Source organism: Planomicrobium stackebrandtii (assembly GCF_030814955.1).
Lineage (GTDB): Bacteria > Bacillota > Bacilli > Bacillales_A > Planococcaceae > Planococcus > Planococcus stackebrandtii.
In genome coordinates, this window is sequence record NZ_JAUSWB010000001.1 from 78713 (window position 1) to 105341 (window position 26629).

At 44.0% G+C, this 26629-nt stretch carries 31 protein-coding genes; 25 read left to right on the forward strand and 6 right to left on the reverse strand.

The window, feature by feature from the left end; translation table 11 throughout:
• Window positions 1–201: 201 nt before the first annotated feature.
• Entirely contained in the window at window positions 202–612 is a 411-nt protein-coding gene (locus QOZ98_RS00435; protein WP_308785592.1) for a GNAT family N-acetyltransferase, read from the reverse strand.
• 301 nt (window positions 613–913) lie between these two features.
• Here QOZ98_RS00435 and QOZ98_RS00440 point away from each other — a divergent pair, with 301 nt between their 5' ends.
• From QOZ98_RS00440 to QOZ98_RS00470, 7 genes are all read left to right on the forward strand, one after another.
• Window positions 914–1822: a DoxX-like family protein gene (locus QOZ98_RS00440; protein WP_308785593.1), complete on the forward strand. Its 909-nt coding sequence runs from the start codon at window positions 914–916 to the stop codon at window positions 1820–1822.
• Window positions 1819–2430 (forward strand): DUF4166 domain-containing protein, encoded by a 612-nt coding sequence (locus tag QOZ98_RS00445; protein ID WP_308785594.1) that lies wholly within the window; start codon window positions 1819–1821, stop codon window positions 2428–2430. The genes QOZ98_RS00440 and QOZ98_RS00445 overlap by 4 nt, the downstream gene beginning before the upstream one ends.
• Window positions 2399–3526, forward strand: coding sequence for a YndJ family protein (locus tag QOZ98_RS00450; RefSeq protein WP_308785595.1), 1128 nt, complete (start codon window positions 2399–2401; stop codon window positions 3524–3526). The genes QOZ98_RS00445 and QOZ98_RS00450 overlap by 32 nt, the downstream gene beginning before the upstream one ends.
• A gap of 50 nt (window positions 3527–3576) precedes the next feature.
• Window positions 3577–3978, forward strand: a complete 402-nt coding sequence (locus QOZ98_RS00455) for a hypothetical protein (protein WP_308785596.1) — start codon at window positions 3577–3579, stop codon at window positions 3976–3978.
• Window positions 3979–4010: 32 nt separating this feature from the next.
• The gene (locus QOZ98_RS00460) at window positions 4011–4637 is read left to right on the forward strand and encodes a class I SAM-dependent methyltransferase (protein WP_308785597.1); all 627 of its coding nucleotides are present in this window, start codon (window positions 4011–4013) and stop codon (window positions 4635–4637) included.
• A 229-nt stretch (window positions 4638–4866) separates the two neighbouring features.
• Entirely contained in the window at window positions 4867–5331 is a 465-nt protein-coding gene (locus tag QOZ98_RS00465) for an NUDIX domain-containing protein (protein WP_308785598.1), read from the forward strand.
• Between the two features lie 55 nt (window positions 5332–5386).
• Window positions 5387–6010, forward strand: coding sequence for a zinc dependent phospholipase C family protein (locus tag QOZ98_RS00470; protein ID WP_308785599.1), 624 nt, complete (start codon window positions 5387–5389; stop codon window positions 6008–6010).
• A gap of 324 nt (window positions 6011–6334) precedes the next feature.
• Here the strand turns inward: QOZ98_RS00470 and QOZ98_RS00475 are convergent, their stop codons facing one another.
• On the reverse strand, window positions 6335–6952 hold the full coding sequence (locus QOZ98_RS00475; protein WP_308785600.1) for an NUDIX hydrolase: 618 nt from the start codon (window positions 6950–6952) through the stop codon (window positions 6335–6337).
• Window positions 6953–7330: 378 nt separating this feature from the next.
• On the opposite strand from QOZ98_RS00475, the gene QOZ98_RS00480 reads away from it, so the two are divergent.
• From QOZ98_RS00480 to QOZ98_RS00490, 3 genes are all read left to right on the forward strand, one after another.
• On the forward strand, window positions 7331–8248 hold the full coding sequence (locus tag QOZ98_RS00480) for a DUF5996 family protein (RefSeq protein ID WP_308785601.1): 918 nt from the start codon (window positions 7331–7333) through the stop codon (window positions 8246–8248).
• Between the two features lie 177 nt (window positions 8249–8425).
• Window positions 8426–8707, forward strand: coding sequence for a hypothetical protein (locus QOZ98_RS00485; protein WP_308785602.1), 282 nt, complete (start codon window positions 8426–8428; stop codon window positions 8705–8707).
• Window positions 8708–8762: 55 nt separating this feature from the next.
• Window positions 8763–9155 carry a hypothetical protein gene (locus QOZ98_RS00490; RefSeq protein WP_308785603.1) on the forward strand — a complete coding sequence of 131 codons (393 nt, stop codon included), beginning with the start codon at window positions 8763–8765 and terminating at the stop codon, window positions 9153–9155.
• Window positions 9156–9221: 66 nt separating this feature from the next.
• On the opposite strand, the gene QOZ98_RS00495 is transcribed toward QOZ98_RS00490, so the two are convergent.
• Together QOZ98_RS00495 and QOZ98_RS00500 are read right to left on the reverse strand one after the other, a co-directional pair.
• The gene (locus QOZ98_RS00495; RefSeq protein WP_308785604.1) at window positions 9222–10313 is read right to left on the reverse strand and encodes an FAD-dependent oxidoreductase; all 1092 of its coding nucleotides are present in this window, start codon (window positions 10311–10313) and stop codon (window positions 9222–9224) included.
• 16 nt (window positions 10314–10329) lie between these two features.
• Window positions 10330–10911 carry a CDP-alcohol phosphatidyltransferase family protein gene (locus tag QOZ98_RS00500; protein WP_308785605.1) on the reverse strand — a complete coding sequence of 194 codons (582 nt, stop codon included), beginning with the start codon at window positions 10909–10911 and terminating at the stop codon, window positions 10330–10332.
• A gap of 193 nt (window positions 10912–11104) precedes the next feature.
• On the opposite strand from QOZ98_RS00500, the gene QOZ98_RS00505 reads away from it, so the two are divergent.
• The 6 genes from QOZ98_RS00505 to QOZ98_RS00530 are packed head-to-tail and all read left to right on the forward strand — an operon-like array spanning window position 11105 to window position 17691.
• Complete coding sequence (locus tag QOZ98_RS00505; protein ID WP_308785606.1) at window positions 11105–12988, forward strand: FAD-dependent oxidoreductase; 1884 nt, start codon at window positions 11105–11107, stop codon at window positions 12986–12988.
• Between the two features lie 8 nt (window positions 12989–12996).
• Window positions 12997–13641, forward strand: coding sequence for a TVP38/TMEM64 family protein (locus tag QOZ98_RS00510; protein ID WP_308785607.1), 645 nt, complete (start codon window positions 12997–12999; stop codon window positions 13639–13641).
• Window positions 13642–13675: 34 nt separating this feature from the next.
• Window positions 13676–14920, forward strand: a complete 1245-nt coding sequence (locus QOZ98_RS00515) for an ABC transporter substrate-binding protein (protein ID WP_308785608.1) — start codon at window positions 13676–13678, stop codon at window positions 14918–14920.
• Window positions 14904–15788 (forward strand): ABC transporter permease, encoded by an 885-nt coding sequence (locus QOZ98_RS00520; RefSeq protein WP_308785609.1) that lies wholly within the window; start codon window positions 14904–14906, stop codon window positions 15786–15788. The genes QOZ98_RS00515 and QOZ98_RS00520 overlap by 17 nt, the downstream gene beginning before the upstream one ends.
• Window positions 15788–16603 (forward strand): ABC transporter permease, encoded by an 816-nt coding sequence (locus QOZ98_RS00525; RefSeq protein ID WP_308785610.1) that lies wholly within the window; start codon window positions 15788–15790, stop codon window positions 16601–16603. The genes QOZ98_RS00520 and QOZ98_RS00525 overlap by 1 nt, the downstream gene beginning before the upstream one ends.
• A gap of 11 nt (window positions 16604–16614) precedes the next feature.
• Window positions 16615–17691: an ABC transporter ATP-binding protein gene (locus QOZ98_RS00530; protein ID WP_308785611.1), complete on the forward strand. Its 1077-nt coding sequence runs from the start codon at window positions 16615–16617 to the stop codon at window positions 17689–17691.
• 128 nt (window positions 17692–17819) lie between these two features.
• Here QOZ98_RS00530 and QOZ98_RS00535 read toward each other — a convergent pair whose 3' ends face one another.
• Window positions 17820–19106 carry an NAD(P)-binding domain-containing protein gene (locus QOZ98_RS00535; protein ID WP_308785612.1) on the reverse strand — a complete coding sequence of 429 codons (1287 nt, stop codon included), beginning with the start codon at window positions 19104–19106 and terminating at the stop codon, window positions 17820–17822.
• A gap of 96 nt (window positions 19107–19202) precedes the next feature.
• Window positions 19203–19517, reverse strand: a complete 315-nt coding sequence (locus QOZ98_RS00540; protein WP_142829586.1) for an ArsR/SmtB family transcription factor — start codon at window positions 19515–19517, stop codon at window positions 19203–19205.
• 172 nt (window positions 19518–19689) lie between these two features.
• Between QOZ98_RS00540 and QOZ98_RS00545 the strand changes: the two genes are divergently transcribed.
• From QOZ98_RS00545 to QOZ98_RS00585, 9 genes are all read left to right on the forward strand, one after another.
• Window positions 19690–20037 (forward strand): ArsR/SmtB family transcription factor, encoded by a 348-nt coding sequence (locus QOZ98_RS00545; protein ID WP_308785613.1) that lies wholly within the window; start codon window positions 19690–19692, stop codon window positions 20035–20037.
• Between the two features lie 70 nt (window positions 20038–20107).
• On the forward strand, window positions 20108–20527 hold the full coding sequence (arsC, locus tag QOZ98_RS00550; protein ID WP_308785614.1) for an arsenate reductase (thioredoxin): 420 nt from the start codon (window positions 20108–20110) through the stop codon (window positions 20525–20527).
• A 20-nt stretch (window positions 20528–20547) separates the two neighbouring features.
• Complete coding sequence (gene arsD, locus QOZ98_RS00555) at window positions 20548–20925, forward strand: arsenite efflux transporter metallochaperone ArsD (protein WP_308785615.1); 378 nt, start codon at window positions 20548–20550, stop codon at window positions 20923–20925.
• A complete protein-coding gene (arsA, locus tag QOZ98_RS00560; protein ID WP_308785616.1) occupies window positions 20925–22694 on the forward strand; it encodes an arsenical pump-driving ATPase in 1770 nt (589 codons plus the stop codon). Before arsD ends, arsA begins: the two co-directional genes overlap by 1 nt.
• Window positions 22695–22708: 14 nt before the next feature.
• Window positions 22709–22981 carry an iron-sulfur cluster assembly accessory protein gene (locus QOZ98_RS00565; protein WP_142829575.1) on the forward strand — a complete coding sequence of 91 codons (273 nt, stop codon included), beginning with the start codon at window positions 22709–22711 and terminating at the stop codon, window positions 22979–22981.
• A 173-nt stretch (window positions 22982–23154) separates the two neighbouring features.
• Window positions 23155–24747: a long-chain-fatty-acid--CoA ligase gene (locus QOZ98_RS00570; RefSeq protein ID WP_308785617.1), complete on the forward strand. Its 1593-nt coding sequence runs from the start codon at window positions 23155–23157 to the stop codon at window positions 24745–24747.
• A 206-nt stretch (window positions 24748–24953) separates the two neighbouring features.
• Complete coding sequence (locus tag QOZ98_RS00575) at window positions 24954–25511, forward strand: DEAD/DEAH box helicase family protein (protein ID WP_308785618.1); 558 nt, start codon at window positions 24954–24956, stop codon at window positions 25509–25511.
• Between the two features lie 172 nt (window positions 25512–25683).
• Window positions 25684–25857 (forward strand): DUF3885 domain-containing protein, encoded by a 174-nt coding sequence (locus QOZ98_RS00580; RefSeq protein WP_407676688.1) that lies wholly within the window; start codon window positions 25684–25686, stop codon window positions 25855–25857.
• Window positions 25858–25888: 31 nt separating this feature from the next.
• Complete coding sequence (locus QOZ98_RS00585) at window positions 25889–26332, forward strand: ASCH domain-containing protein (RefSeq protein ID WP_308785620.1); 444 nt, start codon at window positions 25889–25891, stop codon at window positions 26330–26332.
• Window positions 26333–26629: the final 297 nt, after the last annotated feature.

Here is a 26629-nt window from a genome sequence, read left to right on the forward strand (position 1 = left end):
TATAGAGCAACTTCAGTGGGCAATACCAAGGAATTGCTTTCTATAAATAATTAAATCTCTAAAGCTTTCAAGAGATCAAAGAAATGAATTTTTCACAAGAATAGGTGCTTTGGGAATCATTCATCAAATACAATATAAAGTAAGCGTATTCGATTATATTCGAATACGCTTACTTTATTGAAAACAATATGGTCGTGTCAGCTAATCCATTTTTGCAAAAGCAACTAATGAACCTTTATCACAAGAATTGAAGCCATTCTTCTCATAAAAATGCCGAACATTCGGCGCTTCTTCTGTAAGCAGCACTTTTTGTCGTACTTCTTTAAATTCTTCTAGAACCTGGTCCATTAAACGAGTCGCAATTCCTTGGTTTTGATAGCTGTTCAACACCAAAATGTCTTGTATATAAATGATTGTAAGACCGTCACCGACAATTCTGATCAAGCCGACTAAGCGGTTCGCATCCCACGCAGATAAGACATATAAGGAATTAGATAATGCCTGCTCTAATTTCTCTAAATCTTTTGTATACGCATACCACTCTACATCTTCATACAGCGCTGCCAAATCCTTTTGGTCGATTTGCTTATTTTCCTTCAACATAATCGTCATTGTTTTTCCTCCTCAAAATTTTTATTTTGAAGAGTTTTGGCGTAATTTTTCCACTGTCTTATGCCTCCTTTTTTAGTTATGTAGGCAGGCTACTAAGCAAGCGTTTTTTGTTTTTCTTCCCATGCCTTCAGTAGCTTTTCATGATACTCTTTGGGACACTAATTTTAAAATAAAATACCAAAAATTCAAACAAAGCAATATTTTTCTAATCCGTTGCTTTTTAAAATGGTAATATAAGTCTATATGTGTGAAAAATTAATGATTGAAAGTGAAAATCTGAATAAGGGATCTGGTAGATTGTATGAAGCCGATTTATGTGGAAATTGAAATGGAATCAGATGTAGAAAAAATTTGGGCATATACACAGCAGCCCAAGCTTCACGAACAATGGGATTTGCGCTTTTCATCGATTACGTATAATGAAAAGCTGCCAGAAGAGGATGTGCAGACTTTTACCTACTCCACCAAAGTGATGCCTGGCATAGAAATTGTTGGATGGGGCGAAAGCAAAGGAACACACGAAAAAGCGAGCGGAGAAAAAACTTCTGCTTTGCATTTTGGTACAGAGCAGTTGCTGTCGCCTATCGCTGAAGGCAAGGGTTACTGGAAATACATTCCCCATGAAAAAGGCACCACATTTTTAACACAATATGATTACAAGGTTCGCTTTGGTGTTTTTGGTAAAGTAGTGGACCGGTTTTTCCGACCGCTGATGGGATGGGGAACAGCTTTAAGTTTTGATGTGTTAAAACGATGGATTGAAATGGGAGAAAGTCCGAAGACCCAATATCGCCGATTTTTTGCTTTTTATGCCATTTGTTTTTTGTTTGCGTTTGTCTGGCTTTATCAGGGATTGGTTCCAAAATTCTTAACACAACACCCTTTGGAAATTAGCATGTTAACGCAGCTGTCTCCGTTGACTGCGGCACAAGGCTCTACGGCAATTATATGGATTGGAGGAGCGGAGATGCTTTTTGCCTGTTTGTGGCTGGTTTCGAAGCTGCAGAAGTTTTTACTAAAGCTGCAAATCGTCATTTTCCCTTTTCTTACATTGAGCGCAATTATTGCCGCTCCAACTGTTGCCATTGCGCCGTTTAATGTCATCACGCTAAATGCCACTCTGTGGATTTTATCGATCATCGGACTGCTGCTTCATGAACAGCTGCCGTCTGCGAACAGCTGCCAAAGAAAGAGAGGGAAAGCCGTTTGACTATCTATTCGACTTTATTAGGGGGAAACTTTGAAAAACTGCACCCGAAACTGCAGCATCGCTATACACTGCCTATAGACCAAACTTTTTATGCAGAAGGACATATGCAGCAAATACAAACCGGCAGCAAGCTGCTGCTTCCTCTCTATCTCTTTGCTTCAAAGCTCAATTTTTTATTTCCAGAAAGCGGCGAGAATATTCCTTTTACAGTTGCCAACTGTTGCCGCATCAATCAAAACGATGAGGCAGAAGTCTCTTGGGAGCGATCGTTTTTCTTTCCAGAGTCTGTGCGCAAGTTCAATGCCAAAATGACAATCGATTTGGAAAAACAGTTGGTGAAAGACTACCTGGGCGATGTGCCTTTGTTCTACTCAGACTTACTTTTTAAGGTGACGAAGGAAGGATTTCTAATGATCACTTCCGGCACGCAAAAAGTGGTGGTTGGAAATAAAGTATTGAAGATCCCAAACATATTTCGGGGACGAGTCGTTGTCCTGGAAGGGTACGACGAGGCGAAAGATGTCTACACCATCCATGTATCCATTTACAATAGCTTGATAGGAAGGATTATGACGTATGCTGGTGAATTTACGGAAAGCGGTCGTTAACCCGCTGGTTTTATATGGAACTACTTTATTTCTTATCTGTTTTTTATTTAGTGATCAAGTTGGTTATCTTTACTATTTAACCATAGCTCAGTTGTTCTTTGTCCCATCTCTGCTGCAAATAGTTGTTCAACTTAGGAAATTAGATAAACTGATTTTAGCTACCGGGATGACGGCCATTGCGCTGCTGGGTTTTAATATGCCTTATCCAGTTGAGGTATTTGGTGCGGTTGTATATCTTTTCGCCACCTTTTGGATTGCTGGGATAGGCATTGACCGGTTTTTAAAGCGAGGGTTTACCAATACGGCTGAATTAATGATTGATCTAGGACTCGTCTACATAGCAATCGGCGGGATGTGGTTTTTTGCCTATATTGGAAAGTTTGATACCGGTTTTAGTGAAATTACCACCTGGTTAACAGCGATTCACTTTCATTATTCTGCATTTATGCTTTGTATTTCGGTGGGTCTGATTGGCCGGGTACAAATGACAAGGCTCTATAAAGTATGTGCACTTATTATAGCGACAGGACCGATGACTGTAGCGATCGGCATCACGGTTTCAACCACTATCGAAATCATTGCGGTGTCCTTTTATGTAGGAGCAATTTATGCACTTACATATTGCATATTCCGGTTGAAGTTTCCCACTTTAGTGCAAGCGATTGCCGTTCGAATTCCTTTGGTGACGTTATGCATTACAATCTTAGGATCATTACTTTACGCGTATGGCAACTTCTCCGGCAATACGATCGTGACGATTCCAAACATGCTGGCTTTCCACGGCTTTTTGAATTGCCTATTGTTCGGAACCTTCACTGTAATTGGCTGGGCATTGCAGGTGCCGGTCACTAAACAAAAACCATTCAATTTTCCTGCGAGCAAAATACGCGGGAAGTTGAAAAATCCAGGAGCACATTATCCCGGTCTAGTGGATCAAATGGCAGACTATACAGTTGATGGAAAGCTTCCCTTTAGGACGATTGATTTTTATGAAAACACAGACCGATACCAGTTGTTCGCATCTGTAAGCTGGTCTGTGTGGTTTAAGCCTTTGCATTTATCTATCAGTTTATCAGCCGGAAGACGGGTCAACTAAACTTACCTTTTTCCTCGGTTCAAATGGAAATGACTGGGGAAGTGCAATTAGTGAATGAACAGCTTGATGGGAGACGCAAACCGAGAGTGTGGATAAGAAAAATCGGCGAAGAAACGGTCTTTACTGCAATTTATTCACAACATCAGTCGATCGGAAGGACATACATGAATGTCGCATTGCCATTGCCTTTCTCTTCAATGCATGGGATTCTGCAAGCTGCGGTTGAGAATGAAAGACTCTACTTAACAAGCGATGGAGAAGGGGACACTGGAACTTATTTGGCAGTCGGCCGATATCTCTTTCAACTTCCGCTGCATGAAAGTTTTGTCATCAGAGAGGTGGATGATCACTTGCTGGCTACGCACGATATGACTTTGTTTGGCCTTCACTTCCTGCATATTGACTATGTAATAAAAGAGAAAATGACCAAAACTTATACAAAAATAATTTGACTAAATAGATGAGCATTCAAGGGGGATCATTCATGCTGGACAATCGGGGATTTGATTTATGGGCAGACGAGTACGACAGGACAGTTCAAGTAAGTGAGGACAATAACTTGTATCCATTTGCCGGATACAAAGATATATTGAATATGATTTTTAACGAAGTCATGGAAAAAGAACAGTCGCGCGTATTGGATATTGGGTTTGGCACAGGTGTATTAACCAACAAGCTATACGAAAACGGCAATCACATAGACGGCTTGGATTTTTCGCCTAACATGATTGCGATTGCTCAAGAGAAAATGCCAAAGGCCATTTTGATGGAATGGGATATATCAAAGGGATTGCCGGACCATGTGAAAGAGAAGGAATATGACTTTGTCGTAAGCACGTACACATTGCACCACTTAACAGACGAAGACAAGGTTGAACTAATAAAAAATCTGTTATCCGTTCTTTCTAAGCAAGGCAAAATCGTTATCGGCGATATCGCTTTTCAAACACGTGAAGGGTTGGAGTTATGCAAAAAAGCCAGCAGCCCTTATTGGGATCCAGACGAATTTTATTTTGTGTTTGAAGAATTTCAAGTGTCACTCGCAGAATCTTGTTCGTGTGAGTTTTATCCAGTTTCACATTGCGGCGGGGTCATCGTAATTTCGAAATAAACTAAGGTATTATTAGCTGAAAATAAATCCGAAATGGAAGGAACCTGAAAAGTGTCCTCTTTTCGGATTTTTTTATTAGGTATATGAAAGATGCCTCAAGTATAGGATTAAATAAAATGTAAATCTTTACTTCTATTTATCTTAATATTCTTTTTTTAGTAGGAAATAATGGTTAAATTTGTTAATCTTAAATTAAATATACTTTATAAAAAAGAAAAAGGTGGACCAAGTGAAAATTAGAAATTCCGCAAAGGCCATTATTATTCAAGATTCTAAAATTTTGCTGACTAAAAATATAGATAGTGAGGGATACTTTTATTTATTTCCAGGCGGCGGGCAAGAACATGGAGAAGTTCTGACGGAAACTGTGAAGAGAGAATGCAATGAAGAAATCGGTGAAAACGTTAAAGTGAAAAATCTTCTTCATATTCGAGAATACATAGGCAAAAACCATGAGCATGCCCATTTTGATGGGGATGTACATCAGATTGAATATTATTTTGTTTGCCAATTATTAGAGGAACAAGTTTCTACTTTTATGCCTACCAATCCTGACTCTCATCAAGTGGGGATTGAATGGTTGCTTGTCTCTCGATTATTGGATTATCGAATTTATCCGAAAGGCATTCGGAATCTGATTCAAAGTTTTGCGGAGGATAAAAGTGAGGTGGTTTACTTGGGGGATATCAATTAGTAGGACTGGATAAAGTTTATGAGGCAAACTATTTCCAAAGAAAGGAGGCATAGTAATGGGTTCGAGAGTAATGCACATGATCATCGATGATCATGTGTCAAAGCAGTTGGAGATAACGGATAAGCAATTGTTTCTTTTGGGAGGAATTGCGCCGGACGCAGCTTATACAATTGCGAAAAAATCACAATCGCATTTTTATGAAGGAAGATTGGACGATGGGACGAGGCATGTAAACTATAATCGGTTTATCGAAAAATACCCTCTAGATATCCAAAGCGAGTTTGGGCTTGGCTACTTAATCCATCTAATATCCGATGATGTCTGGCTTAAACAGGTTTACTTTAGAAATGACCTTAAAAGCCGTACAGATGCGGATCCTCAATTGCTCGAAAGGTGGCATAGTGACTTCAGAATATTGAACGGGAAATTGATTACCCATTTCGGCTGTGAAAATTTGAGAAATGAGCTGATGGATACCTTTCTTCTTTCAACTAATATAAGTGAGATTGACACAGAAAATCTCGAGCAATTTAAAGAAGAAACAATTGGAGACTTTAAGTTTTCAAAAGAAGAGTTAGTTAGTGAGTTAGAAGTGTATGCTGTAGAGGAAATATTGGACTACATAGATGCAGCAACTGAAAAGGCAATTGATATTTGTATGGAATTTATACAGAATTAAGCATGATAAAAAGGAGCAATTTTTATGATAGTGAGCCTGGTCAAACATATGGAAGTTTCTTCAGAGGTTCCAGAAGAAACAACTCTTGAAATGCATCTCACCGACGGCAAAGTATTTATTCGATGAATTGAAAGAAAGCGATCAAATCCGGGTTGTACCCTTTGATTTACCAAAAGACTTTTCATATATTCTTCCTTCAGAAGTGATTGTCGAGTAAGTGATATGTCAATAAAAAACTAAGAAGTATTCTCATTAATTTTAATATAAATCGCTTTTTCAATTTTGTTTTAACCTTTTAGAAACCTAATTATGATGTTTATCTAATTACTCAAAAACTGTTGCCTTGGCCGGATTTTTTTCAAAATCAAAAAGCAGCTTTAGTTGGGATTCGATATTTCGATTTAAAGAAAGTTCGGGTAAGCCATCTTCAGCAAAGAAATCCACGCCTTGCGTCTCGACGCCATTTTTAGCTTCCCCACCTACTATTTCGCAGCGGATAAAGATTTTATAGTAGTGAAATGGCTGTGGCGGATGAGGGTGCTTAGTCATATCCAGCAAAGCCAGCATCTTCGTTGGAACCACGAGATAGCCTGACTCTTCTTCGATTTCTTTTGTAATGTTCTCTGCAGGCGATAAGCCTACATCACAATATCCTCCAGGCAATGCCCATCTGCCATCACTTTTTTCTTTTACCATTAAGATTTTCCCATGCTTAAAAACAGCTCCTCGTACGTCCATTTTAGGTGTCTGATATCCTTTTTCTACAGCAAACAAATCCTTTACATGCTGCATTTCTAGTCCGGTGTGCTCCGTCACTATTTCCACGCTGATGCTCCGCAGTTCCTCATATCGTTCCAAATCGAATACATCGGTAGCGTAAGTCAGTCCAGATTGAGAAAGTGCTTGGATCCGTTGTGCCCATTCCAGCCATTGTAAACTCATTTTTTAACCCCCTTGAAATTGTTTAACCCCGACTATTAACACTTAATTTCACTTCCGGTATAATTAAATATTCTATCGCAATTCACCTGATTTTCCCAATTCAATAAATTCAGTTATTATTAAGGATATAGAATATGTACAAGAAAAAATTTGCCGGATTTATCGGTTTTGAGTTTATTAAATAAAAAAGTTTAAAAACACAAGCAGCTAATAATATTGTTCGAGACAAGGATTTTAACAAATCCTTAGTAGGGATAAGGAAAACAATATCGAATTTAATAACAAAGAGCGAGTCTATTCCACAATTTTCGAATAGCACCTAACTTTTCTGTCAGCGGCCATGGTTATCATCACCAGATAATTCAGGGAGGCGATTACATGACACTTGATATTATCCGACATTCCGAGTGGGCAGAGACCAAATTTACTTTGCATTTGATTTCGCAGATCTTGGGGAAGATCAAACTGGAAACGGCACAGCAGGAACCCCAATGGGCACATGTTGCGCTGACGGTTACGACCGACGGATTTTCGACAGGTTTGCTATTTGTTCAAAATACTTCTTTCCAAATCGATGTAGACATCCGAAACAGCCGAATTCTTGTAAATGTAGAAGGGGACGTTCAGTCGATTGAGCTAAAAACATCCAAGTCCATAAAAGATTATTTTGAAGAGATATTTGGAACGCTGAGCGAGCGCGGCATAAACCTAACGATCAATCCGAAGCCACAGGAAATGGCCTATAAGAACAAACTGGATGAGGACACTGCCCCTTTAACATTCGATCAGCACCAGGCAATGAGGGGATTGCAGCTTTTCCAGTTTGCGCTTCGGGAACAATCCAAATTTGTAGGTCCGCTGCGCTGCCGAAAAATGAAGCCGGCGCTTTTTTGGGGTACCTTTGATGTGTCACTACTTATCCTTCATGGCATCATGGAGCCATTTCCGGAAGACAAAGTCATTGAAAAGGCCGCTTTTGATGAGCAGATGATCGAATACGGATTTTGGCTGGGTGATGAGCAAGTCGATGTGCCAACATTCTTTGTTTTGCCTTACCCTTTTTTATACAAGGATTTAAATAGTGATGCGCTAAAACCACCGCAAGCTTATTTTGATCCTACCAAAGGTGAGTATTTTTTGGATTTGGAAAGCATAGCCGGTTCTGCCAGTTTGAGTGACACAATCCAAGAGTTTTTCCATTCCAGCTTTACTCTCTTAATAGAAGAACTGGGGTGGGAAGGGTGTGCCTCTTATTTTATTCCTTTGCAGATGAAGGAACAAAAAATAAATAACTAAAGACTCTCCATACCACCAGTGAACCTATATTCAGACTGCATTCCAGCACTTGCTTTTGATAAGTATGTGCTGAATCGCAGTCTTTTTTGTTGCAGTTGAAAGAATATTCGCTAATTTATATACATAGAGAATGAAAGTTGATATACTAAAATATGGAATAAAAGAGGAGAGATGGAAATGAAAATCGTTTGGCAGTCATTGCTTGGAGCTGCAGTTATCCATATCCTGTATTTTGCGGCAGCGATGTCTGTCGGATATGTCAAAACCATCACTTATAAACCAAATTTCTCTGCGGCCTGGGAACATGCAGAAAACTTGCCGAATGCAGTGGCATTCGGCTCTGTGACTTCGCCTCTATGGTACGGCGGCACATTTTTGGCAGCGGCTATAGTTTGCGGACTTTTGCTGGTTGGGTACAAAAAACTAACAACACTGCCTTTGCGTACTGAAAAATTTTAGGGAATGTCTGAATTGGATCTTTACTTCTCTAGATGAAAGAAATGAGGAACAATCAGTGAAAAAAATAATTGGAGTTGGGTTGGCATTCCTGTTGTTAGCAGCTTGCAATTCGGATGTTTCGACGCTTAGTTTCAGTAAGATTGAAACTGTGCCTGAAGGTTTAAGTGCCGTTATAGATTCAAGTGAAACGCTGCAGCTGATCGAGGAAAGCGATAATACGGTCTATCTGGTTTATCAGGCAGAGGGGGAAATTGCGACAGGGGTCGAAGAACAAGAAAAAGGCATTAAAATCAATCTGGATATAACGAGTATAGAAAATGGCGAAAAGCAAGAACATGTTTATAAGATGACATTGGATGATTCCCATGAAGCAATAGACGTCTACATAAACGGTGAATATACTGCTTTCGACAGCATTTCAAAATTTGTTGATGAGAGTGGGATATAAAAGGTGTCCTTACCATAAAACCTATTTACAGTTATGCAAAAAAGCTGCCCGCGGGCAGCTTTTTATTTACTCGTAAAGATCTTTATAGCGTTTCATAAATTTCCGGTCGATGCGTTGCTTGATTTTCCAGGCAATCGCGCCGTGAAAATGCTTAGCGCCATAAGACAGAAAAGCTTCGCCTCCGCCTGTAGACAAAATGGAGACATACCGTTTTTGCGGTGCAAACGACTGCAGTTTATCATTGGATAAGCTGTTTTTTAAATTTTTCCATAAGACAGGTCCTTGCCGCACTGCGTATACTCCGTTTTTGGCGAGTTCCGGATAGCGGTCTATGGTAATGCAATCGCCAGCCCCAAAAATCTCCGGCCATTGAACGCTTTGCAGGGTGTCGTTGACCAGCAAGAATCCATCCCTATCTGTTGGCAAACTTGAAGCGCTGAACAACTCGGCACTTTTCGGTCCCGTCAGCCACAACACATCCGATTGTGGATACGATTTGCCTGCACTGGTCGTTACGCTGACTTCATCAATTTCTTGGATGGAAACGTCACGGAAGAAGGTCAAGTTTTTTCGTGCTGCTATGTCTTCGATTTTTTTCGAAGCAGATCTTCCTTGTCCGGCAAGTAGGGAAGTCGAACTGAATAACGCCAAGTTAGGAGGCAAGCCTTGTTGTTTTCTCCAAGCCAGAATTGAAAAGGCCAATTCCACCCCTGAAGCGCCGCCTCCAACAACTACAGGATGAGCGGATTCGCGCGTCTGCATTAACTGTTCCGGAAAATGGTAATTGGGTTTGATGGAGCGCACATAATTTCTTGCCGTTTCCGGAACATCGCTTTGGGATCCGATGTCAAAAGATGCTAAGTCATACCGGTATATTTGGCCTTCTGCTCCTGCCAGTTCTCTGTTCTGGGCATTGACTGCAGCGATCGAATCTTCTATGAAGATTGCGCCCACTTTGCGGCAAAGCTTTTTCAAATCAATCCGAATGTCATCGAGGCTGTACGCACCTTCCGTAAAGCCCGAGAACATCCCGGAATAGTATTGATATGGAGAAGGGGAGATCAGCAGAACGCGCCAGTCTTCCGAGAGGCCATCTTTCAACTGCTCCAGGCAATGCAAATGGGCATGCCCGCCTCCAACCAGCACAAGGGTCTTCATTCCACTTCACTCCCATCTATTTCAAAATCCGTCGGGCTTCGGCCATGCGCTGGCAAATCGTCACAAGCTGCACCGCGCAAAAGACCAGCGTAATGGCGGTTAAATACGTTGAAAAAACAATCATTAGGGTAAACAGTATAAAGCCTTCTGTTCGCTCAGCCAGTCCGGCTTGATAGTAAAATGACTTCATGCCTTCTTTATCGGACAATGCACCTACCGTTAAGAATACGGTCATCGCGACAATGATGGAAACGCTCAATAACAGCAATGCCCACATTGAATCGGGAAAGCGGAAAGCCAGTCCCAAAATGACGCTGATTTCCACAAGACGGTCAAAGCTGATATCAAGCAAAGTTCCCCACGAAGACGGTTTGGTTTTTCGTGCCATGGTTCCGTCGACAACATCCAAATAGCCGGATAGCCAGAGAACGACGACGGCCCAGAACGGCTGATCCAAATATATAAAGAGACCGGATGACATCCCGATGACAAAGGCGATTTTTGTCACGCCATCAGCGGTAAAGCCCATTTTCAGCAATGCATCCGCTGTTTTTTCAACGACCGGTTGAACGTGCTTTCGTGCATGTGTATCCAACATCAAATTCACCTTTTCATGTTTAAGATAATTTCAGTATATAATACGATACCGTTGCTGACCCGTAATCCCACTCGAGCCATAAAATTGAGAATAATGCAGGAGAATCAAGAAGTTTCGAGGGTAATTAAGAGTAAGTCAATTGTGTTTTTTGTTAAGATGAACTTAATTCAGGAAAAGAAAGGAAATGGTAAAGATGGTCAAAAAATATGATATCGCCATAATTGGAGCCGGTGCAGCTGGTCTGACAGCCGCTTTTACAGGAGCGGGGTTTTCAAAAAGCGTCGTGCTGATCGATAAAAATCTGCCAGGCGGAGAATGTACGTGGTCAGGCTGTATCCCAAGCAAGTCGTTGATCAACATCGCTAAAGAAGTCCATCACGCCAAAAAATATACGCCCCATTTGGAAGTTGATACATCGGTTGTTCTAAAAGATATCCAGGACGTGATCCAAAAAGTATACGCTGGTGAATCTCCGGATGTGCTTAAGAAATCCGGCATCGATTTCATTAACGGCTACGCCAAATTTGTCGGACCACATGCAGTAGAAGTGGATGGCGAACGCATTGAAGCGAAAAAAATCATCCTTTCTACAGGGTCTTCTCCCATGGTTCCGCCTATCGACGGCTTAGATAGCGTATCGTATTTAACGAATGAGACCATTTTCACCCAGAAATCTTTTCCAAAAACGATGACCATTCTTGGCGGAGGCGCAATTGGTGTTGAATTGAGCCAGGCGCTGAACCGCATCGGCGTCAAAGTGACGCTTGTCGAAAAATTCGAGCGGATCTTGCCAAAAGATGAGGAAGAATTGGTCTTAATGATTCAGCAGCGCCTGATCGAAGAAGGCGTAACCATCCATACAGGTGCTACTGCCATCAAAGCTGAACAAAATGGCGGACAGATCAACTTGAAAATTGAGAAAGACGGCAAGCAAATGACCGTTTCGAGCGAAGGGCTTTTAGTGGCACTCGGCCGCCAAGCAAATGTAAAAGGCTATAACCTTGAAGGCGTAGGCATTGAATTTGATTCGAAAAGCATTCAAGTGGACGATCATTTAGAAACCACTGCCAAAGGCATTTATGCGATTGGCGACGTTGTCGGCCCTTATCAATTGTCGCATATGGCAAATGCCCAAGGAATCACGGCAACGCAAAACGCCATTTTGCCCATCAACCGAAAAATGTACTACGAGCATGTTACCTGGTGTACATACACGGATCCAGAACTCGGCAGATCCGGTATGTCCGAAGAAGAAGCGCGCGAAAAATACGGCGATTCGATTCGGATTTACGAACACGACTACGCAGATATTGACCGGGCCAACACCAAAAAAGACAGCATCGGCAAAGTGAAAATCATTCTGGATAAAAAAGGCTATATTTTAGGGGCTAGTATTTTGGGTGACCGAGCAGGTGAAATCATCAGCCAAATCCAGACCATTAAATCATTGCACATCAACATGGGCAAATTATCGGGCGTGATTCATCCGTATCCGACTTACAGCGAAGTGCTCGTGAAGATTGGCAAGAAAGTCTATGTCGACAACCTGCTCAATCAGCCAGTTGTCAAAACCTTCAACAAAGCAAAAGCGGGAGAATTGCCGGCAGGTAAAATGGCTGGTTATGGAGTAGCTGCTGCAGCTGGAATCGGCATTGCCAATATGGCCATCAAAAATAACGTGAAACCCAAACTGGGCGTAGAAAACGGCCGTCTGAAAAAAATGCCTTCAACACCGAATGCTGTATCTTCCCAATCTATACCAAGAGACAAATACGTACCGGCATTGCCGTATAACGGCAGCAAAAGCGACGCCAAAAAGAACTTGATCGGCATGCTGAAAGGCTATGAGGGGGTTGAAATCATTCAAAATGACGAAAGCTACGTTTACGCCGTCGCCACTTCCAAAAAGATGAAATTCAAGGATGATATTGAGTTCTATTTTAACGATGCTGCTCAGTGGATTGAGTTCCGCTCGGCTTCACGGGTCGGCTATTCAGATGCCGGCGTCAACCGCAAACGCTATGAGGAAATGAAAAACCGTTACGACAACATTTCACGACATACCCGCAACTCATGAACCCAAAAATGCTTCAAATAGGAAAATGGCTGCTGGTTGCGGCAGCAGTCGGTCTGGTCATTTGGCTGAGCCGATCGGTTTTCGACATCGATGCCAACGACCTCCGCAGCTGGATTTTGTCATTCGGCCCATGGTCTCCGGTAATCTACATCCTGATTTACACGGTCAGACCATTAATCTTCTTTCCAGCATCCGTCCTGTCGATTGCCGGAGGTTTGGCTTTCGGTGCTTGGCTGGGTACGCTTTACACCATCATTGGTGCAACACTGGGAGCATTGCTGTCGTTTTACGTGGCCAAAACCTTAGGCAAAAGCCTTGTACGCAAAAAATGGACCGGCAATGCCGCAAAAATTCAATCTCAGATGGAGCAAAATGGCTTTTTATACGTACTGCTGTTCAGGCTGATTCCGGTCATTAATTTTGATTTGATCAGTTACACGGCAGCCCTCGCGAAAGTTCGATTTTCCTCCTTTGCGCTTGCAACTTTAATCGGCATTATTCCCGGTACGTTTGCCTATAATTTCTTGGGAAGCAGTTTTGTCAGCGGAAACCCACAGATCATCGTTTTGGCTGTAGTGATTTTTGTCATTTTAACAGTGGTCCCGATTGTCATTCGAAATCGCTGGATGAAAAAACAGCCGCTCGATAATTAAAGAATTTTATCAATAGATTTAGGAAGTGGAAGAAATGAAAAAGTCTTTATTAATAGTGCCTGGCTTGTTGGCACTTTCGCTCGCAGGATGTTCTGAAGAATCCGAAAGCAGTGCAGAAAGCAGTGACGGCTTGTTGACAAGTGACTGGCAGGAAATTTCTGATGCTGCCGCAAGCCAGGAAGTCAATATGTACATGTGGGGCGGCAATGACAACATTAACCGCTACCTCGACGAATGGGTGGCTCCCCGCCTGAAAGAAGACCATGGCGTTGAGCTGAACCGTGTGCCGATGAACGATTCACAGGACATCATCAATCAGTTGGTTGATGAAAAATCAGTTGGCAAAACCGATGGCAGCATGGACATCATTTGGATCAACGGCGAAAATTTCAAAGCCGCCAAAGACAATGAACTGCTGTGGGGGGATTTTACCAGCCAGTTGCCGAATTTTAACGACTATATTGATCAGGAAGCTCCTGAGATTGCAGCTGATTTCGGGGAACCTGTGGATGGCCTGGAAGCGCCGTGGGGCAAAGCGCAATTTGTATTTGTCCACGATGAAAATAAATCAGCAACGCCTCCGAAATCGATGGACGAGCTGGCAGGCTGGGTTCAGGACAATCCCGGGCAGTTCACATACCCGGCGTTGCCTGACTTTACAGGCAGTGCCTTTATCCGCCACGTGCTTTATGAAACAACTGGCGGGTACGAGCAATACCAGCAGCCCGCTGCTGACATCGACGATTTGGAAGACCGATTGGAGCCGATGTGGCAATACTTGAACAGCATTGAACCATACTTATGGCGTGAAGGGGAAACGTATCCGGAAAGCTTGGCCAAACAGGACCAATTGTATGCGAGCGGGGAGATTGGCATGACGATGAGCTACGATCCGGCTCTTGCCGCCAGTGAAGTGTTGAAAGGCCGATTCCCTGAATCGACCCGCACGTTTGTGCTTGACGGGGGGACGCTTTCCAATACACATTTCCTGTCGATTCCATTCAATTCTTCCGCCAAAGCGGGTGCAATGGTGGCCATCAACGAAATGATGTCCCCTGAAGCCCAAATCGCCAAACTGTCTCCGGAAAACTGGGGCGATTTATCGGCATTGGATTTGGAGAAATTGTCGCCAGAGCAGCAACAAGCTATGAATGATGTGGATTTGGGTGAAGCTACACTGCCGCTGGACGAGCTGGAAAACCATCAGTTGCCTGAACTGTCAGCGGATTACATCGAAATTATCGAAAAAGGATGGATGGAACATGTGGCAAAAGACTAGGCCATATCTTTTGCTGCTGCCAGCCATCGGCACCATCGTCCTCCTGTTTTTTGGAGGACTTTTTGATGGGCTTTTGAAAAGTCTGGGATATTTTCCGGCATTAGGCGAAACGCGCTTTGAAATGACTGCCTACACGAACCTGTTCCAGTCATCCGAGTTTTGGGAATCGCTCATTTTGACATTTAGAGTAGCGGCCCTGTCGTCGGTATTTGCCGCAGTGTTAGGAGCAGCAATTACGGTTTCGCTGTTTATGCTAAAGGAATCTTCGAAATCGGGAGCAAGCCAAGTTTGGCACCGGCTGTTTCAGCTGCCTTTGACCATTCCGCATTTGGTCGGGGGCTATATCATTGTCCTGCTCTTTATGCAAAGCGGATTTTTGTCAAAAATTCTTGCTTCTGCCGGCTTAATTGATGAAATCACTGATTTCCCGGTGCTGGTAAACGATCCGTTTGGCTGGGGAATTATTTTAACCTATGCCTGGAAAGAAGCACCTTTTGTGTCGCTGATGATCTATCCTGTACTGTCTCGCATACATCGTTCGTGGCGGGATGTTGCGCGAGTTTATGGAGCAGGCAGTTGGAATTTCATCCGGGAAATTGTCCTGCCGGTGATGCTGCCTGCCTGGACAATTGCGACGTTTATTGTGTTTGTCTTCACTTTTTCAGCTTTTGAAGTGCCATTTTTGCTTGGGGTCACGTACCCGAGCATGCTGCCGGTTTACTCTTATCAGCTGTATACGAGTGGGACCTTGGCTGACCGGCCAGAAGCGCTGGCCGTCAACATCATACTGGCAGCCTTGACCATATTGCTGGGGCTCGTCGTTTATTACTTCAGCAAGCGCTGGAATGTGTTAAAGGGGTGGGATTGATGAAAAGCCCGCGCCGTTTATTGAATTCGATTTTATTCCTCCTGTTATTCTTTGTCATCGGATTACCATTTGTCCCTTTAATCCTGTCGAGCGTGTCTTTTGGATGGCCATGGCCAAATGTACTGCCTGATTCATTCAGCTTTCGCGCCTGGGAGTATGTGCTCGCTGACAGTTCGGGTACCTGGTCGGTAGTAGGAACCAGCTTACTGGTCGCTTTTATCGTCACAGCAGTGAATCTGCTGCTCGCTGTACCCGCTGCCAATGCACTGGTGCGAAATTCTTTCCGTGGCAAATGGCTGATGGAAGCGATCATTTTTGCGCCAATTGTCATTCCGCCATTTGTCGCAGTGATGGGCATCCATTTGACCTTTTTGCGCCTCGGTTTGACTGAGACCATTTTAGGCGTCGTTTTGGCACATATTTCACCAACTTTGCCTTATATGGTGCGCGCGATCATGATCAGTTACAATACTTTGTCGGTCGACTGGGAGAACCAGGCACGCATGCTCGGTGCTGGACCGATTTCCCGCTTTGTCCATGTCGTATTGCCTCATTTGTTGCCGGGCATTGCCGCAGGAGCAAGTTTGAGCATCCTGATTTCCTTAAGTCAGTACTTGATCACGTTCATCATTGGCTCTGGCCAGGTTGTTACGTTGCCGATCTTGCTGTTTCCGTTTATCAGCGGAGGAGATCCTGCGGTTGCCTCGGCTTATTCCTTGCTGTATGCCGGAATTGCTGTGTTAACGCTGGTGGGGATGGATCTGGCGTTGAAGAAATACTACCAAAATAAGAAAGCCGCTACAGGGAAGGGGTAAGGAGTGAAAATATGAGTGACTTGCGCATTATCAACATTGAAAAGCAATACCCGCAAACCAAACAACAAAAAGATCCTGCCTTTTCTCTGCAGCCAGTTGCACTTACTATCAAAGAAGGCGAGTTTTTTTCCTTGCTTGGCCCTTCCGGCTGCGGCAAGACGACTCTATTGAAATTAGTCGCGGGACTGATGCCTGCAGACAAGGGTGAAATTTGGGTTGGCGATGATCACTTAACGGCTGTTGCTCCGGAAGCCCGAAGATTTGCTATGGTGTTTCAGCAATCCCTGCTGTTTCCGCACATGACAGTTGAAGACAACGTGGCATTTGGTTTAAAAATGCAAAAAATCGGCAAAAGGGAGCGGCTGGCTGATGCCCAAAGCATGCTGGAGCATGTTGGGCTTAGTGGATACGGCAGCCGCTTTCCAGACGAATTGAGCGGTGGACAGCAACAGCGCGTAGCATTAGCACGGGCTTTGGTTGCAAAACCTCGCGTGTTGCTGATGGATGAACCGTTTAGTGCGCTGGACCCAAGTCTTCGCGAAGAGATGAGGGAGCTGCTCCGCGGCGTCCAAAAAGAGTTCCATGTTACCGTCTTGTTTGTTACCCATGACCGAGAAGAAGCATTTTATTTGTCGGATCGAATTGGTGTGATGAGTGAAGGAAAGCTGCTGCAAATCGGTAAGCCGAAGGAAATTTACGAACAGCCTGCAAATGTGAAAGTCGCTTCATTTTTGGGACTAAAAAACATCATTGAAGGAAGGGTTATAAACAACCGGTTTGTTTCCAATGATCAAAGCTTTGAAGTTCCTGTCCAGACTTCTATTAAAACAGGTCCAAGTGTAATGATTATTCGTCCCGAGACGATTCGGTTAGTTCCAGATAATATTGTAAAAAATCTGCAATGCCTTTATTTCAGAGGAGTTATTCAACAAAAAATATTCAATCATGGTTTCTATTCAGTAAAAGTGCAAGCAGGTGAGTATTTACTGACTTGCAGCTTCACCAGCCAAGAGGCTGAAAACATGAAAGTCGGACAGACGATAGACTTAATGATGAATAATGGAGATTTGCGATTTTTGAATGAGTGAATTTAAAAAGACTTGCGACCCAAAAGGTCACAAGTCTTTTTATTCATATATTTTTATTCGTAAGTTATTTTAAATAAATTATTCATTCATTATTGAAGCGGAGTTTTGAATGATGAATAATTCAAGGTTTAACAACAGCTGTTCCCAGCATAGGGACCAGCAATCGTAAATGCAAGCGGCCGGCTGCTGCAGACCCCGGTTTCCGGGAGATCCAGTTCCACACGTTGTGCAGCTTCCACGTCACCTGCAAGATGGGCGACTACAGAACGCGCTTGCTCAAAGCCGGTTGCCATCAGAAAAGTAGGGGCACGCCCGTAGCTTTTGGCTCCGATGATATAGAAGTCTTTCTCTGGCTGACGCAGTTCCTGCTCACCGTGTGGCCGCACTGTGCCGCAGCTATGAACGTTAGGATCGATGAGCGGTGCCAGCGCTGGAACGCTTTCAAGTGCGGGATCAAAGGCATAGCGAATCTCACGCAAAAGCTCAAAATTCGGATGGGCACCTGTATTGGCGATGACCCGGTCAAAGGGGCCAAGCTTAATGTTGTGGCCGTTTTGTTCGGCACGCAATACGAAATGCTCCTGATCCAAGTCCATAGATTGGATAAAGCATGAAGTTTGTACATCAATTTGTCCATTATCCAGTAAAGCTTTGACGCGTTGTCCGAGAGCACCTCGTTCTGGCAACTTATCAGCCTCACCGCCGCCCAATGCTTGTTGAACGGATGTTTTTCGGACAATCCAGGTGATTTGCGTTTCTGGAAAGTTCTCCTTGAGTGCTACAAGCTCCAACAGGGAATTTAAAGCGGAATGGCCGCTCCCAACAACAGCCACATGCTTATTCTTAAAGCGTTTTTGGTCAACTCCAAGAATGTCCGGAATGCCGGTATCCACTCCTGCTATAGCTCCAGGTGCACCGCCGGACACTACCGGATTGGGGTTTTGCCAAGTACCGGTCGCGTCGATCACTGCCCGCGCGAGTATCTTTTCTCGAATACCTGATCCATTTTCAACAACCAGTTCAAAAGGTTTTTCCTCACGGTTTGCTGACTTCATTTTATCCAGTCCCTGCCGTTGGATGTGAATGACGCGGCTGCTTAAGTGAATAGAGGGCTCGAGTTCCGGCAACTGGCCAAGCGGCTGCAAATAAAGTCTGGCAACTTCTTCTCCAGTAGGAAGCCCGTTGGAATCCGGCAATGCCAATCCATGCTTTTCGAATAGTTTTTTAGACCCCGCATCGATATTGTAGCGCCACGTCGAGAACAACCGGACATGGCCATACTGGAGAAAATGGGTGCCGAGTGCGGGACCTGCTTCAAATAACACAAACGGTTGCTGGTACTGGACCAGGTGGGCAGCTGCTGCCAGTCCTGCAGGTCCACCGCCGATGATTGCTACGGGTAAAGTGGTGGTCATTATTAAACACTCCTTCTATAGTATAAGTTTTCTTTTTTATGACGCTGTTACACATATTCACACTAATTTGGTGTGCGGTTATGGGGTATTTAAATATCAGGATCTGATTGTATGGACAAGCTCTTCAGGCAAAAGCCGCTCCAGTTCAGTATTCTCCAGAGCATAATAACTCCATGTTCCTTTTGTTTCCTTCGTTACAAGGCTGGCATTCAACAAGATTTTCAGATGATACGACAATTTTGATTGGGGCATAGCCATTTCGTCAACCAAATCACAAACACAAACCGAACCTTTTTGACCAATTAGCTTCAGTAGTTCCAGCCGCTTTGGATCGGCAAGGGCTTTGAATTTTTGAGCATAAACTTCGTAAGTTGTATGGATCGCTGCTGTGTGTTCCAGTTGTTGAGCCATTCTAATCCCCGCTTTCTTTAAATCAATTTTATTTGATGAACCAAGTGTAATCTCATTTTTATACCATTGCAAGTTATAAATCAATTTTTTTTGATTTATAGTGAAAGTCTTCTATAACGATTGACTTATATAACTGAATCGTTATATACTAAGCGCGAAGGAGTGGATCCGAATGGAGACTTTAATAAGACAATCTGCATCTGACGTTACCGTGTGCTTAAAAGCAGTCAGCGATCCAACCCGTCTATTGATGATGAAGCTGGTGGAGACAAATGAATTGTGTGTCTGCCAATTTGTCGAGATGTTTGACATGAGCCAACCGGCCATCAGCCAGCATCTGCGCAAGCTAAAATCTGCGGGACTCGTAAAAGAAAACAGAAGAGGGCAATGGCGGTTTTATTCCATGAATCAGGAATCTGTTCATGCACCGCTGCTGCAAAATATTTTAAGCCATATTGAAGATACCGATCCACAGTTGCTGGCATTGCGTGACAAAGAAATGCCCGTGGATTGCTGTTAATAAAGAAACTGACTAAAATATAGAGCGATAAAAGCTGTTTACACGCTGCTCAAAAGGAGAACTCACGATTATGACGAAAAAAACCATCTATTTTTTATGTACCGGAAATTCCTGCCGCAGCCAAATGGCTGAAGGCTGGGCAAAGCAGCATTTGGCAGGAGAGTGGGATGTCTATAGTGCGGGAATCGAAGCCCACGGTTTAAACCCGAATGCAGTAAAAGCGATGAACGAAGTGGACATTGATATTTCGAACCAGTCTTCGGACATTATTGATATGGACTTGCTGAACAATGCAGATTTCGTGGTTACGCTTTGCGGCGATGCGGCCGATAAATGCCCAATGACACCGCCTCACATCAGACGCGAGCATTGGGGCTTTGAAGATCCTGCCAAAGCGCAAGGAACCGATGACGAAAAATGGACCGTGTTCCAAACCGTCCGTGATGCAATCGGCACGCGCATCGAAACCTTCGCTAAAACTGGAAACTGAACGTTAAAGGAGAATGACTGATGACAAAAGTGACGATATACGATCCGGCCATGTGCTGCGATACCGGTGTTTGCGGGCCTGTAGTGGACCCGAAACTGACTGCTGTGGCAGCCGCCGTTTTTTCGCTTGAGAAAAAAGGCTTTAGCATCAAACGTTTCAATTTAAGCAACGATCCGGCTGCTTTTGTAGAAAATAAGAAAGTCAACGCACTGTTGTTTGAAAAAGGCATCGAGTCGTTGCCGGTGATATTGGTCGACGGCGAAGTCGTTAAAACAGGAGAGTACCCGACAGTCGGGGAATTCGCTGAGTGGTTTGGAGTAGGTGCTTCGGAATTGCAGACGGTTAAACAGCCAAGCAACCCGCTGAATGTCACAATCGCATCACCTGGTGCAAAATGATGACACAGACTTTCCAACCGGCCCATGTAAGCCGGACGCCGTTTCTGTTTTTTACAGGAAAAGGCGGCGTCGGCAAGACGTCAACCGCATCAGCAACAGCTGTAGCTTTAGCAGACACCGGCAAGCGGGTGCTGCTGGTAAGCACAGACCCCGCATCAAACCTGCAGGACGTCTTCGGCATGGAATTAACAAACGAACCGCAAGCCGTTGAAGGGATCCAGAATTTGTTCGCGTGCAACCTGGATCCAGAAGAAGCTGCCCGTACTTACCGCGATTCTGTTGTTGGCCCTTACCGCGGCAAGTTGCCGGAAGCAGTCGTCAACCAGATGGAAGAACAGCTGTCTGGCGCTTGCACAGTTGAAATTGCCGCATTCGATGAATTTACAAAACTATTGGCGGATGAACGGGTCATGGACGATTACGATCACATCCTCTTTGATACGGCACCAACTGGCCATACGTTGCGGCTTCTGAAGCTGCCAACTGCGTGGAGTGGCTTTTTGGACGAGTCAACACACGGTGCGTCTTGTCTAGGCCCACTGGCAGGACTTGATGCCAAAAAGGATCTATATGCCAAAACGGTACAGGCGTTATCCGATTCCAACCAAACAACGCTCGTACTGGTCGCACGTCCGGATACTGCTTCTTTTAAAGAAGCGGCCCGTGCGTCTCAGGAGCTCCAAACCATCGGCATTGTGAATCAGGTATTGATCTTGAATGGCGTTTATTCACCGGTTCAAAATGAAGATAAGGTATCTGTTGCATTCGCACATCAGCATGAACTAGCGTTAATCGAAATGCCAGCTCATTTGAAGAGCCTGCCGGCATACACCTTGCCATTCGTGGCGTTTTCGTTGACCGGCATTGCCAATTTACGGCGCTTGTTCAACGAGCCAAAATGGCGTCCCGAGGCTAGCGAAAACGCCGATCATCAACTAGCTGAAATGGATAGTTTAAAGGATATGGTGGAGCATTATTCAACGCAGAATACGCGCGTCATTTTAACGATGGGCAAAGGCGGCGTCGGCAAAACGACTGTTGCATCCTTGCTCGCTGTCGGGTTGGCGGAAAAAGGCCACCACGTGCATTTGACGACGACAGATCCTGCTGCTCACTTGGCGGACCGCTTTGAAGGAACGGGCGGGGACAACTTGACCGTTTCGCAAATCGACCCTGAGCTGCAAGTGGAATCGTACAAAGCACAAGTTATGGAAGCTGCCGGGCCGTTAGACGACGAGGCACGTGCCTATTTGGAAGAAGACTTGCGTTCACCATGTACGGAGGAAATTGCGGTGTTCCGTGCATTTGCGGAAGTGGTAGCCAAAGCGGACAAAGAGATTGTCATCATTGATACAGCGCCGACTGGCCATACCTTGTTGCTGCTGGATGCAACGCAAACCTATCATAAAGAGTTGGAGCGCTCGACCGGTGAAATTCCGGAAAGCGTCCAAAACTTGCTGCCGCGCCTGCGCAATCCGAAGGAAACGGATGTCTTGCTTGTGACCTTGTCGGAAGCGACTCCGGTTTTTGAAGCGGCGCGTCTGCAGGAAGATTTGAAGCGGGCAGGGATTCAGGCACAAAACTGGGTCATCAATCAAAGCCTAGCCGGCACAGGAACGGCTGAAGCGCTCTTACAGGCAAAAGCGTATAGTGAATGGCCGTGGATCCAAAAAGTCAGCAGCGAACTGGCTGAACGGACGGCATTGATTCCATGGCAGGCACAAGACAGCATCGGCTATGATAAAATGAAACAACTCGTTACTAAATAAAAGGGGGATTTTCGATGAACATCACACAACCAGCTAAAGAAATGCTTTTGGAATCCATGAAAGAAAACACTGCAGAAGGCATCCGCTTTTATTTCGCGGGGCAAGGCTGTTGCGGACCGCAATTCGGCTTGTCGATGGATGCACCGGAACAAGGCGATGTCATTAAAGAAGTCAACGGCATCCGTGTGGCGCTTGATGAACGCGTCAGCACGATGGTAAACGAAGTATCGCTTGATTTTAAAAATGGCGGATTGGTACTGGAAGGCCTTCCTGAAAGCAATTGCTAATTGCAGAATCGATAGGTACAGCAAAACCGGCAGCTCACAAAAAGAGCTGCCGGTTTTTTCTTTATCTGCCTGAATTGTCAATCCATTCCGAAAACTGTATTGACACAGATTCCACAGCTACCTATACTTGATCTATAACAGTTGCTGAATTTAAAGACGAGAGGGGCCAAATTATGATTGCACCACTAACACCCATCGATTGGAAACGCAGGGCCATCAAATACTATCCGGAAAAAGTGGCCATCATCGATGAAGAAAAAACCTTTACATACAAGGAATTCGGCGATCGGTCTGATCGATTGGCGTTCGCTTTGCACCATTCAGGCATTCAGGAAGGTGAACATGTCGCAGTCATGCTGCCGAATACACATTATATGCTGGAATGCTTTTATGGCATCAGCCAGATCGGCGCGGTCATGGTGCCGCTCAATTACCGGCTGGCCGCAAAAGACCTGGAATACATCATTAACCACAGTGATGCGAAAACCTTAATCGTTGACGCGGAGTTCGGCAAATTGATTGAAGACATTCAGGATAAGCTGCCAATTGAGAAATTCATTGTAGTGGATGTCGATGGCCATGATTCAAAAATCAAAGGCATATCTTACGAGGATTTTATCCTTGTAGATAGTGGCTTTTTCCTTCCAGAAGTCAGAATCGATGAAAATCAAATGCTGACACTGAATTACACGAGCGGCACGACCTCCAATCCCAAAGGGGTTATGCTGTCACACCGCAGCAATTACTTGAATGCCGCCAACTTTCTCTATCACTTGAAAGTGGTGCACGATGATGTCTATCTGCATACATTGCCGATGTTCCATGCCAATGGCTGGGGCGGCGTATGGGCAATTACTGCTGCGGGCGGCACCCATGTCTGCCTCCGAAAAGTCGATCCACCACTAATACTTGAACTGTTTGAGACGCACAAAATTTCCGTGCTGTGCGGTGCACCGACGGTAGTCAACATGCTGGTTAATGAACCAAAAGCGAAAACCATCACCATCACCACCAACCCGCGTATGGGGACTGCCGGCGCTCCGCCTGCTGCTGCATTGATTGGCAAAGCGCAAGACCTGCTCGGTTTGAATATGATGCATGTGTACGGATTGACTGAAACGTCGCCATTCATTTTGTACAACGAGTGGAAAAAAGAGTTTGACGACAAGACACCGGACGAACAAGCAACCATCAAAGCGCGGCAAGGCATCGAACTGGCGTTTAATGGCGAAACCAAAGTCGTCAACCAGGAAGATGGCAAAGAAGTCGAGTGGAATGGCAAAGAATTGGGCGAAATCATTACCCGAGGCAACGTCGTGATGAGCGGCTATTACAAAGATCCCGAAAAAACCGCAGAAGCGATCAAGGATGGCTGGTTCTATACTGGCGACCTCGCCGTTACTTATCCGGACGGCTATATTGAAATCCAGGACCGGATCAAGGACATGATCATCTCCGGCGGCGAAAACATTTCTTCTACGGAAATTGAAGGGGTCTTATACAAGCATCCTGATATTATGGAAGTGGCGGTCATCGCCGTACCGGACGAGAAATGGGGAGAAGTGCCAAAAGCCATTATCGTCCTGCAAGCGGGAGCAACCGTGACCGAACAGGAAATCATCAGCTATACCCGCGACAATATGGCGCATTTTAAAGCACCGAAATCGATCGAGTTTGTCGAGGCCCTGCCGAAGACGGCTACTGGCAAGCTACAAAAGTTCCGTTTGCGTGAAATGTATTGGAACGGACCTAAGAAAGTGAATTGAAGTTTTTAAGTTAGTATATTGCAATCCCGTCTTAAACATGCTGTGAGACATGTTTAAGACGGGATTTTTATGTTGGTGCAGATTGTACACCAGCAATCAGATATTAGTTGTGTTAATGAATGTCTAGAAAGGTTAATATTTCTAATTGAAAATATGGTATATTTTAGTAGGGAACACACTGAAAATTCAATTCAATAGGAGGTAATATGAAACTTATACTACTATTTGGTCCTCAGGCTGTAGGAAAAATGACCATCGGACACGAACTCGAAAAAATCACTTCTTTAAAACTGTTACATAATCATATGACAATCGATATGCTGCATCCGTTATTCGGTTTTGGTACTGAAACATGGCGACTTTCTACTATTTTTCGTGAAGAAATATTCAAATCGGTTGCAAACAGTAACCTAGAAGGGATGATTTTTACTTATGTTTGGGCATTTGATATGGCAGAAGATTGGGATTTTGTGAAAAAGACGCAGTCCATATTTGAAACTGCAGGTGGAGAAGTGTATTTTGTTGAGCTGGAAGCGGATGTAGGAGAGCGGCTGCAGCGAAACAAATCATCGCATCGACTTGAACACAAACCAACCAAGCGTAACGTGGTAGAATCCGAATTAGAATTAATCAAAACTATGGACAAGCATCGTCTAAATTCATTGCCAGAAGAAATGCAAGAAAAAAACTATATACGAATTGACAATACGCACCAGGATGCAGAAACTGTCGCTTGTTGGATCAAAGACTATTTTGATTTGTAACATGCTCTTTTTAAAAAAACTTGTGTAAAGCGTAATCAAATAGAGCTGGTCTTTTACTGCTCTATTTTTTATTTTGGAAAAGTCTTTGAATCATTCTAATCTGTCCTCGATGGTTAATTTCATCTTCCATTACATGAAACCACAGGTAATAGTTATTATAAGGAATGCTATTGTGAAATTTGTTTTCTTCGAACAACCAACATCCGCTTTTCATCTTTACGATGATCGGGATTGTGATATTTTAGCAGCAGACAAGGAGGACATTCGCTTTTTATATAATGAATATAATGAATGGATTTTAAACTACGATAGAAAAGAAATAGGTTCATCTTTTTCTGTTAAATGATTGAATAAAAAATGACTAGGGGGGTGTTTTTATGAATGAACGCACAGAAAGTTTTTGGAATGACTATTGGGTGCAACAAAGGCAAAAACCGCTTGGTGAATATGACGCCTTCCAATTTGGTGCGGATGCCGATCGTTTAGCCGAATTAGTCGCAACAGGGATGAAAACCGCCACGTGTTCAGCGCATACTCTTTATGAATTGGAAGGCGAAGCTGTACCGCAAATTGGCCAATATAGCGTAGTGCTCGATGCCAAGGATTTGCCGGTTGCCATCATTCAAGTCACGAGCGTGGCTTTGGTACCCATGAACAAAGTACCGGAAGAATTTGCGCTGGCAGAAGGCGAAGGCGATTATGGATATTGGTGGGATGCACACAAGCAATTTTTCACACAGGAGTTGGCCATGCACGGACTGAGCTATTCTGAGAATCTGCTCCTTGTCTGTGAGCGATTCAAGGTCGTTCATAAAGCATAGCTGATTAGAAAAGATTGTTTTCACTATAAATGTAGTTATCTACTTAAGGATTTATCATTAAAAATCAAAAACGTTAACAACAAAAAATCAAAACTGGCAACTTGATCACTATATAAAAGAGGAACACCACAACTACCTAACGAATATTATTAATGGAATACACAGGGAAGTGCAAAAGAATGAGAAAAAAAGACATATAAGTCTTGCTCTTCTTGCAGCAATTGTTATTTTGATGATGCTTGCTGGGATTTTCGCTGCAAATGCCGTTTAACTAAATCCCAAAAACAGGAGGGCGAT

What these genes read in the sequence shown, in the direction of transcription:
- QOZ98_RS00485 (WP_308785602.1), top strand. Translation starts at nt 8,426, where the DNA reads ATGAAAATCGTTTGGCAGTCATTGCTTGGAGCTGCAGTTATCCATATC.
- QOZ98_RS00470 (WP_308785599.1), top strand. Translation starts at nt 5,387, where the DNA reads ATGGGTTCGAGAGTAATGCACATGATCATCGATGATCATGTGTCAAAG.
- QOZ98_RS00440 (WP_308785593.1), top strand. Translation starts at nt 914, where the DNA reads ATGAAGCCGATTTATGTGGAAATTGAAATGGAATCAGATGTAGAAAAA.
- QOZ98_RS00520 (WP_308785609.1), top strand. Translation starts at nt 14,904, where the DNA reads ATGTGGCAAAAGACTAGGCCATATCTTTTGCTGCTGCCAGCCATCGGC.
- QOZ98_RS00460 (WP_308785597.1), top strand. Translation starts at nt 4,011, where the DNA reads ATGCTGGACAATCGGGGATTTGATTTATGGGCAGACGAGTACGACAGG.
- QOZ98_RS00525 (WP_308785610.1), top strand. Translation starts at nt 15,788, where the DNA reads ATGAAAAGCCCGCGCCGTTTATTGAATTCGATTTTATTCCTCCTGTTA.
- arsD (WP_308785615.1), top strand. Translation starts at nt 20,548, where the DNA reads ATGACAAAAGTGACGATATACGATCCGGCCATGTGCTGCGATACCGGT.
- QOZ98_RS00515 (WP_308785608.1), top strand. Translation starts at nt 13,676, where the DNA reads ATGAAAAAGTCTTTATTAATAGTGCCTGGCTTGTTGGCACTTTCGCTC.
- QOZ98_RS00540 (WP_142829586.1), bottom strand. Translation starts at nt 19,517, where the DNA reads ATGGCTCAACAACTGGAACACACAGCAGCGATCCATACAACTTACGAA.
- QOZ98_RS00585 (WP_308785620.1), top strand. Translation starts at nt 25,889, where the DNA reads ATGAATGAACGCACAGAAAGTTTTTGGAATGACTATTGGGTGCAACAA.
- arsC (WP_308785614.1), top strand. Translation starts at nt 20,108, where the DNA reads ATGACGAAAAAAACCATCTATTTTTTATGTACCGGAAATTCCTGCCGC.
- QOZ98_RS00450 (WP_308785595.1), top strand. Translation starts at nt 2,399, where the DNA reads ATGCTGGTGAATTTACGGAAAGCGGTCGTTAACCCGCTGGTTTTATAT.
- QOZ98_RS00475 (WP_308785600.1), bottom strand. Translation starts at nt 6,952, where the DNA reads ATGAGTTTACAATGGCTGGAATGGGCACAACGGATCCAAGCACTTTCT.
- QOZ98_RS00575 (WP_308785618.1), top strand. Translation starts at nt 24,954, where the DNA reads ATGAAACTTATACTACTATTTGGTCCTCAGGCTGTAGGAAAAATGACC.
- QOZ98_RS00570 (WP_308785617.1), top strand. Translation starts at nt 23,155, where the DNA reads ATGATTGCACCACTAACACCCATCGATTGGAAACGCAGGGCCATCAAA.
- QOZ98_RS00480 (WP_308785601.1), top strand. Translation starts at nt 7,331, where the DNA reads ATGACACTTGATATTATCCGACATTCCGAGTGGGCAGAGACCAAATTT.
- arsA (WP_308785616.1), top strand. Translation starts at nt 20,925, where the DNA reads ATGACACAGACTTTCCAACCGGCCCATGTAAGCCGGACGCCGTTTCTG.
- QOZ98_RS00435 (WP_308785592.1), bottom strand. Translation starts at nt 612, where the DNA reads ATGACGATTATGTTGAAGGAAAATAAGCAAATCGACCAAAAGGATTTG.
- QOZ98_RS00500 (WP_308785605.1), bottom strand. Translation starts at nt 10,911, where the DNA reads ATGTTGGATACACATGCACGAAAGCACGTTCAACCGGTCGTTGAAAAA.
- QOZ98_RS00495 (WP_308785604.1), bottom strand. Translation starts at nt 10,313, where the DNA reads ATGAAGACCCTTGTGCTGGTTGGAGGCGGGCATGCCCATTTGCATTGC.
- QOZ98_RS00530 (WP_308785611.1), top strand. Translation starts at nt 16,615, where the DNA reads ATGAGTGACTTGCGCATTATCAACATTGAAAAGCAATACCCGCAAACC.
- QOZ98_RS00545 (WP_308785613.1), top strand. Translation starts at nt 19,690, where the DNA reads ATGGAGACTTTAATAAGACAATCTGCATCTGACGTTACCGTGTGCTTA.
- QOZ98_RS00565 (WP_142829575.1), top strand. Translation starts at nt 22,709, where the DNA reads ATGAACATCACACAACCAGCTAAAGAAATGCTTTTGGAATCCATGAAA.
- QOZ98_RS00535 (WP_308785612.1), bottom strand. Translation starts at nt 19,106, where the DNA reads ATGACCACCACTTTACCCGTAGCAATCATCGGCGGTGGACCTGCAGGA.
- QOZ98_RS00510 (WP_308785607.1), top strand. Translation starts at nt 12,997, where the DNA reads ATGCTTCAAATAGGAAAATGGCTGCTGGTTGCGGCAGCAGTCGGTCTG.
- QOZ98_RS00505 (WP_308785606.1), top strand. Translation starts at nt 11,105, where the DNA reads ATGGTCAAAAAATATGATATCGCCATAATTGGAGCCGGTGCAGCTGGT.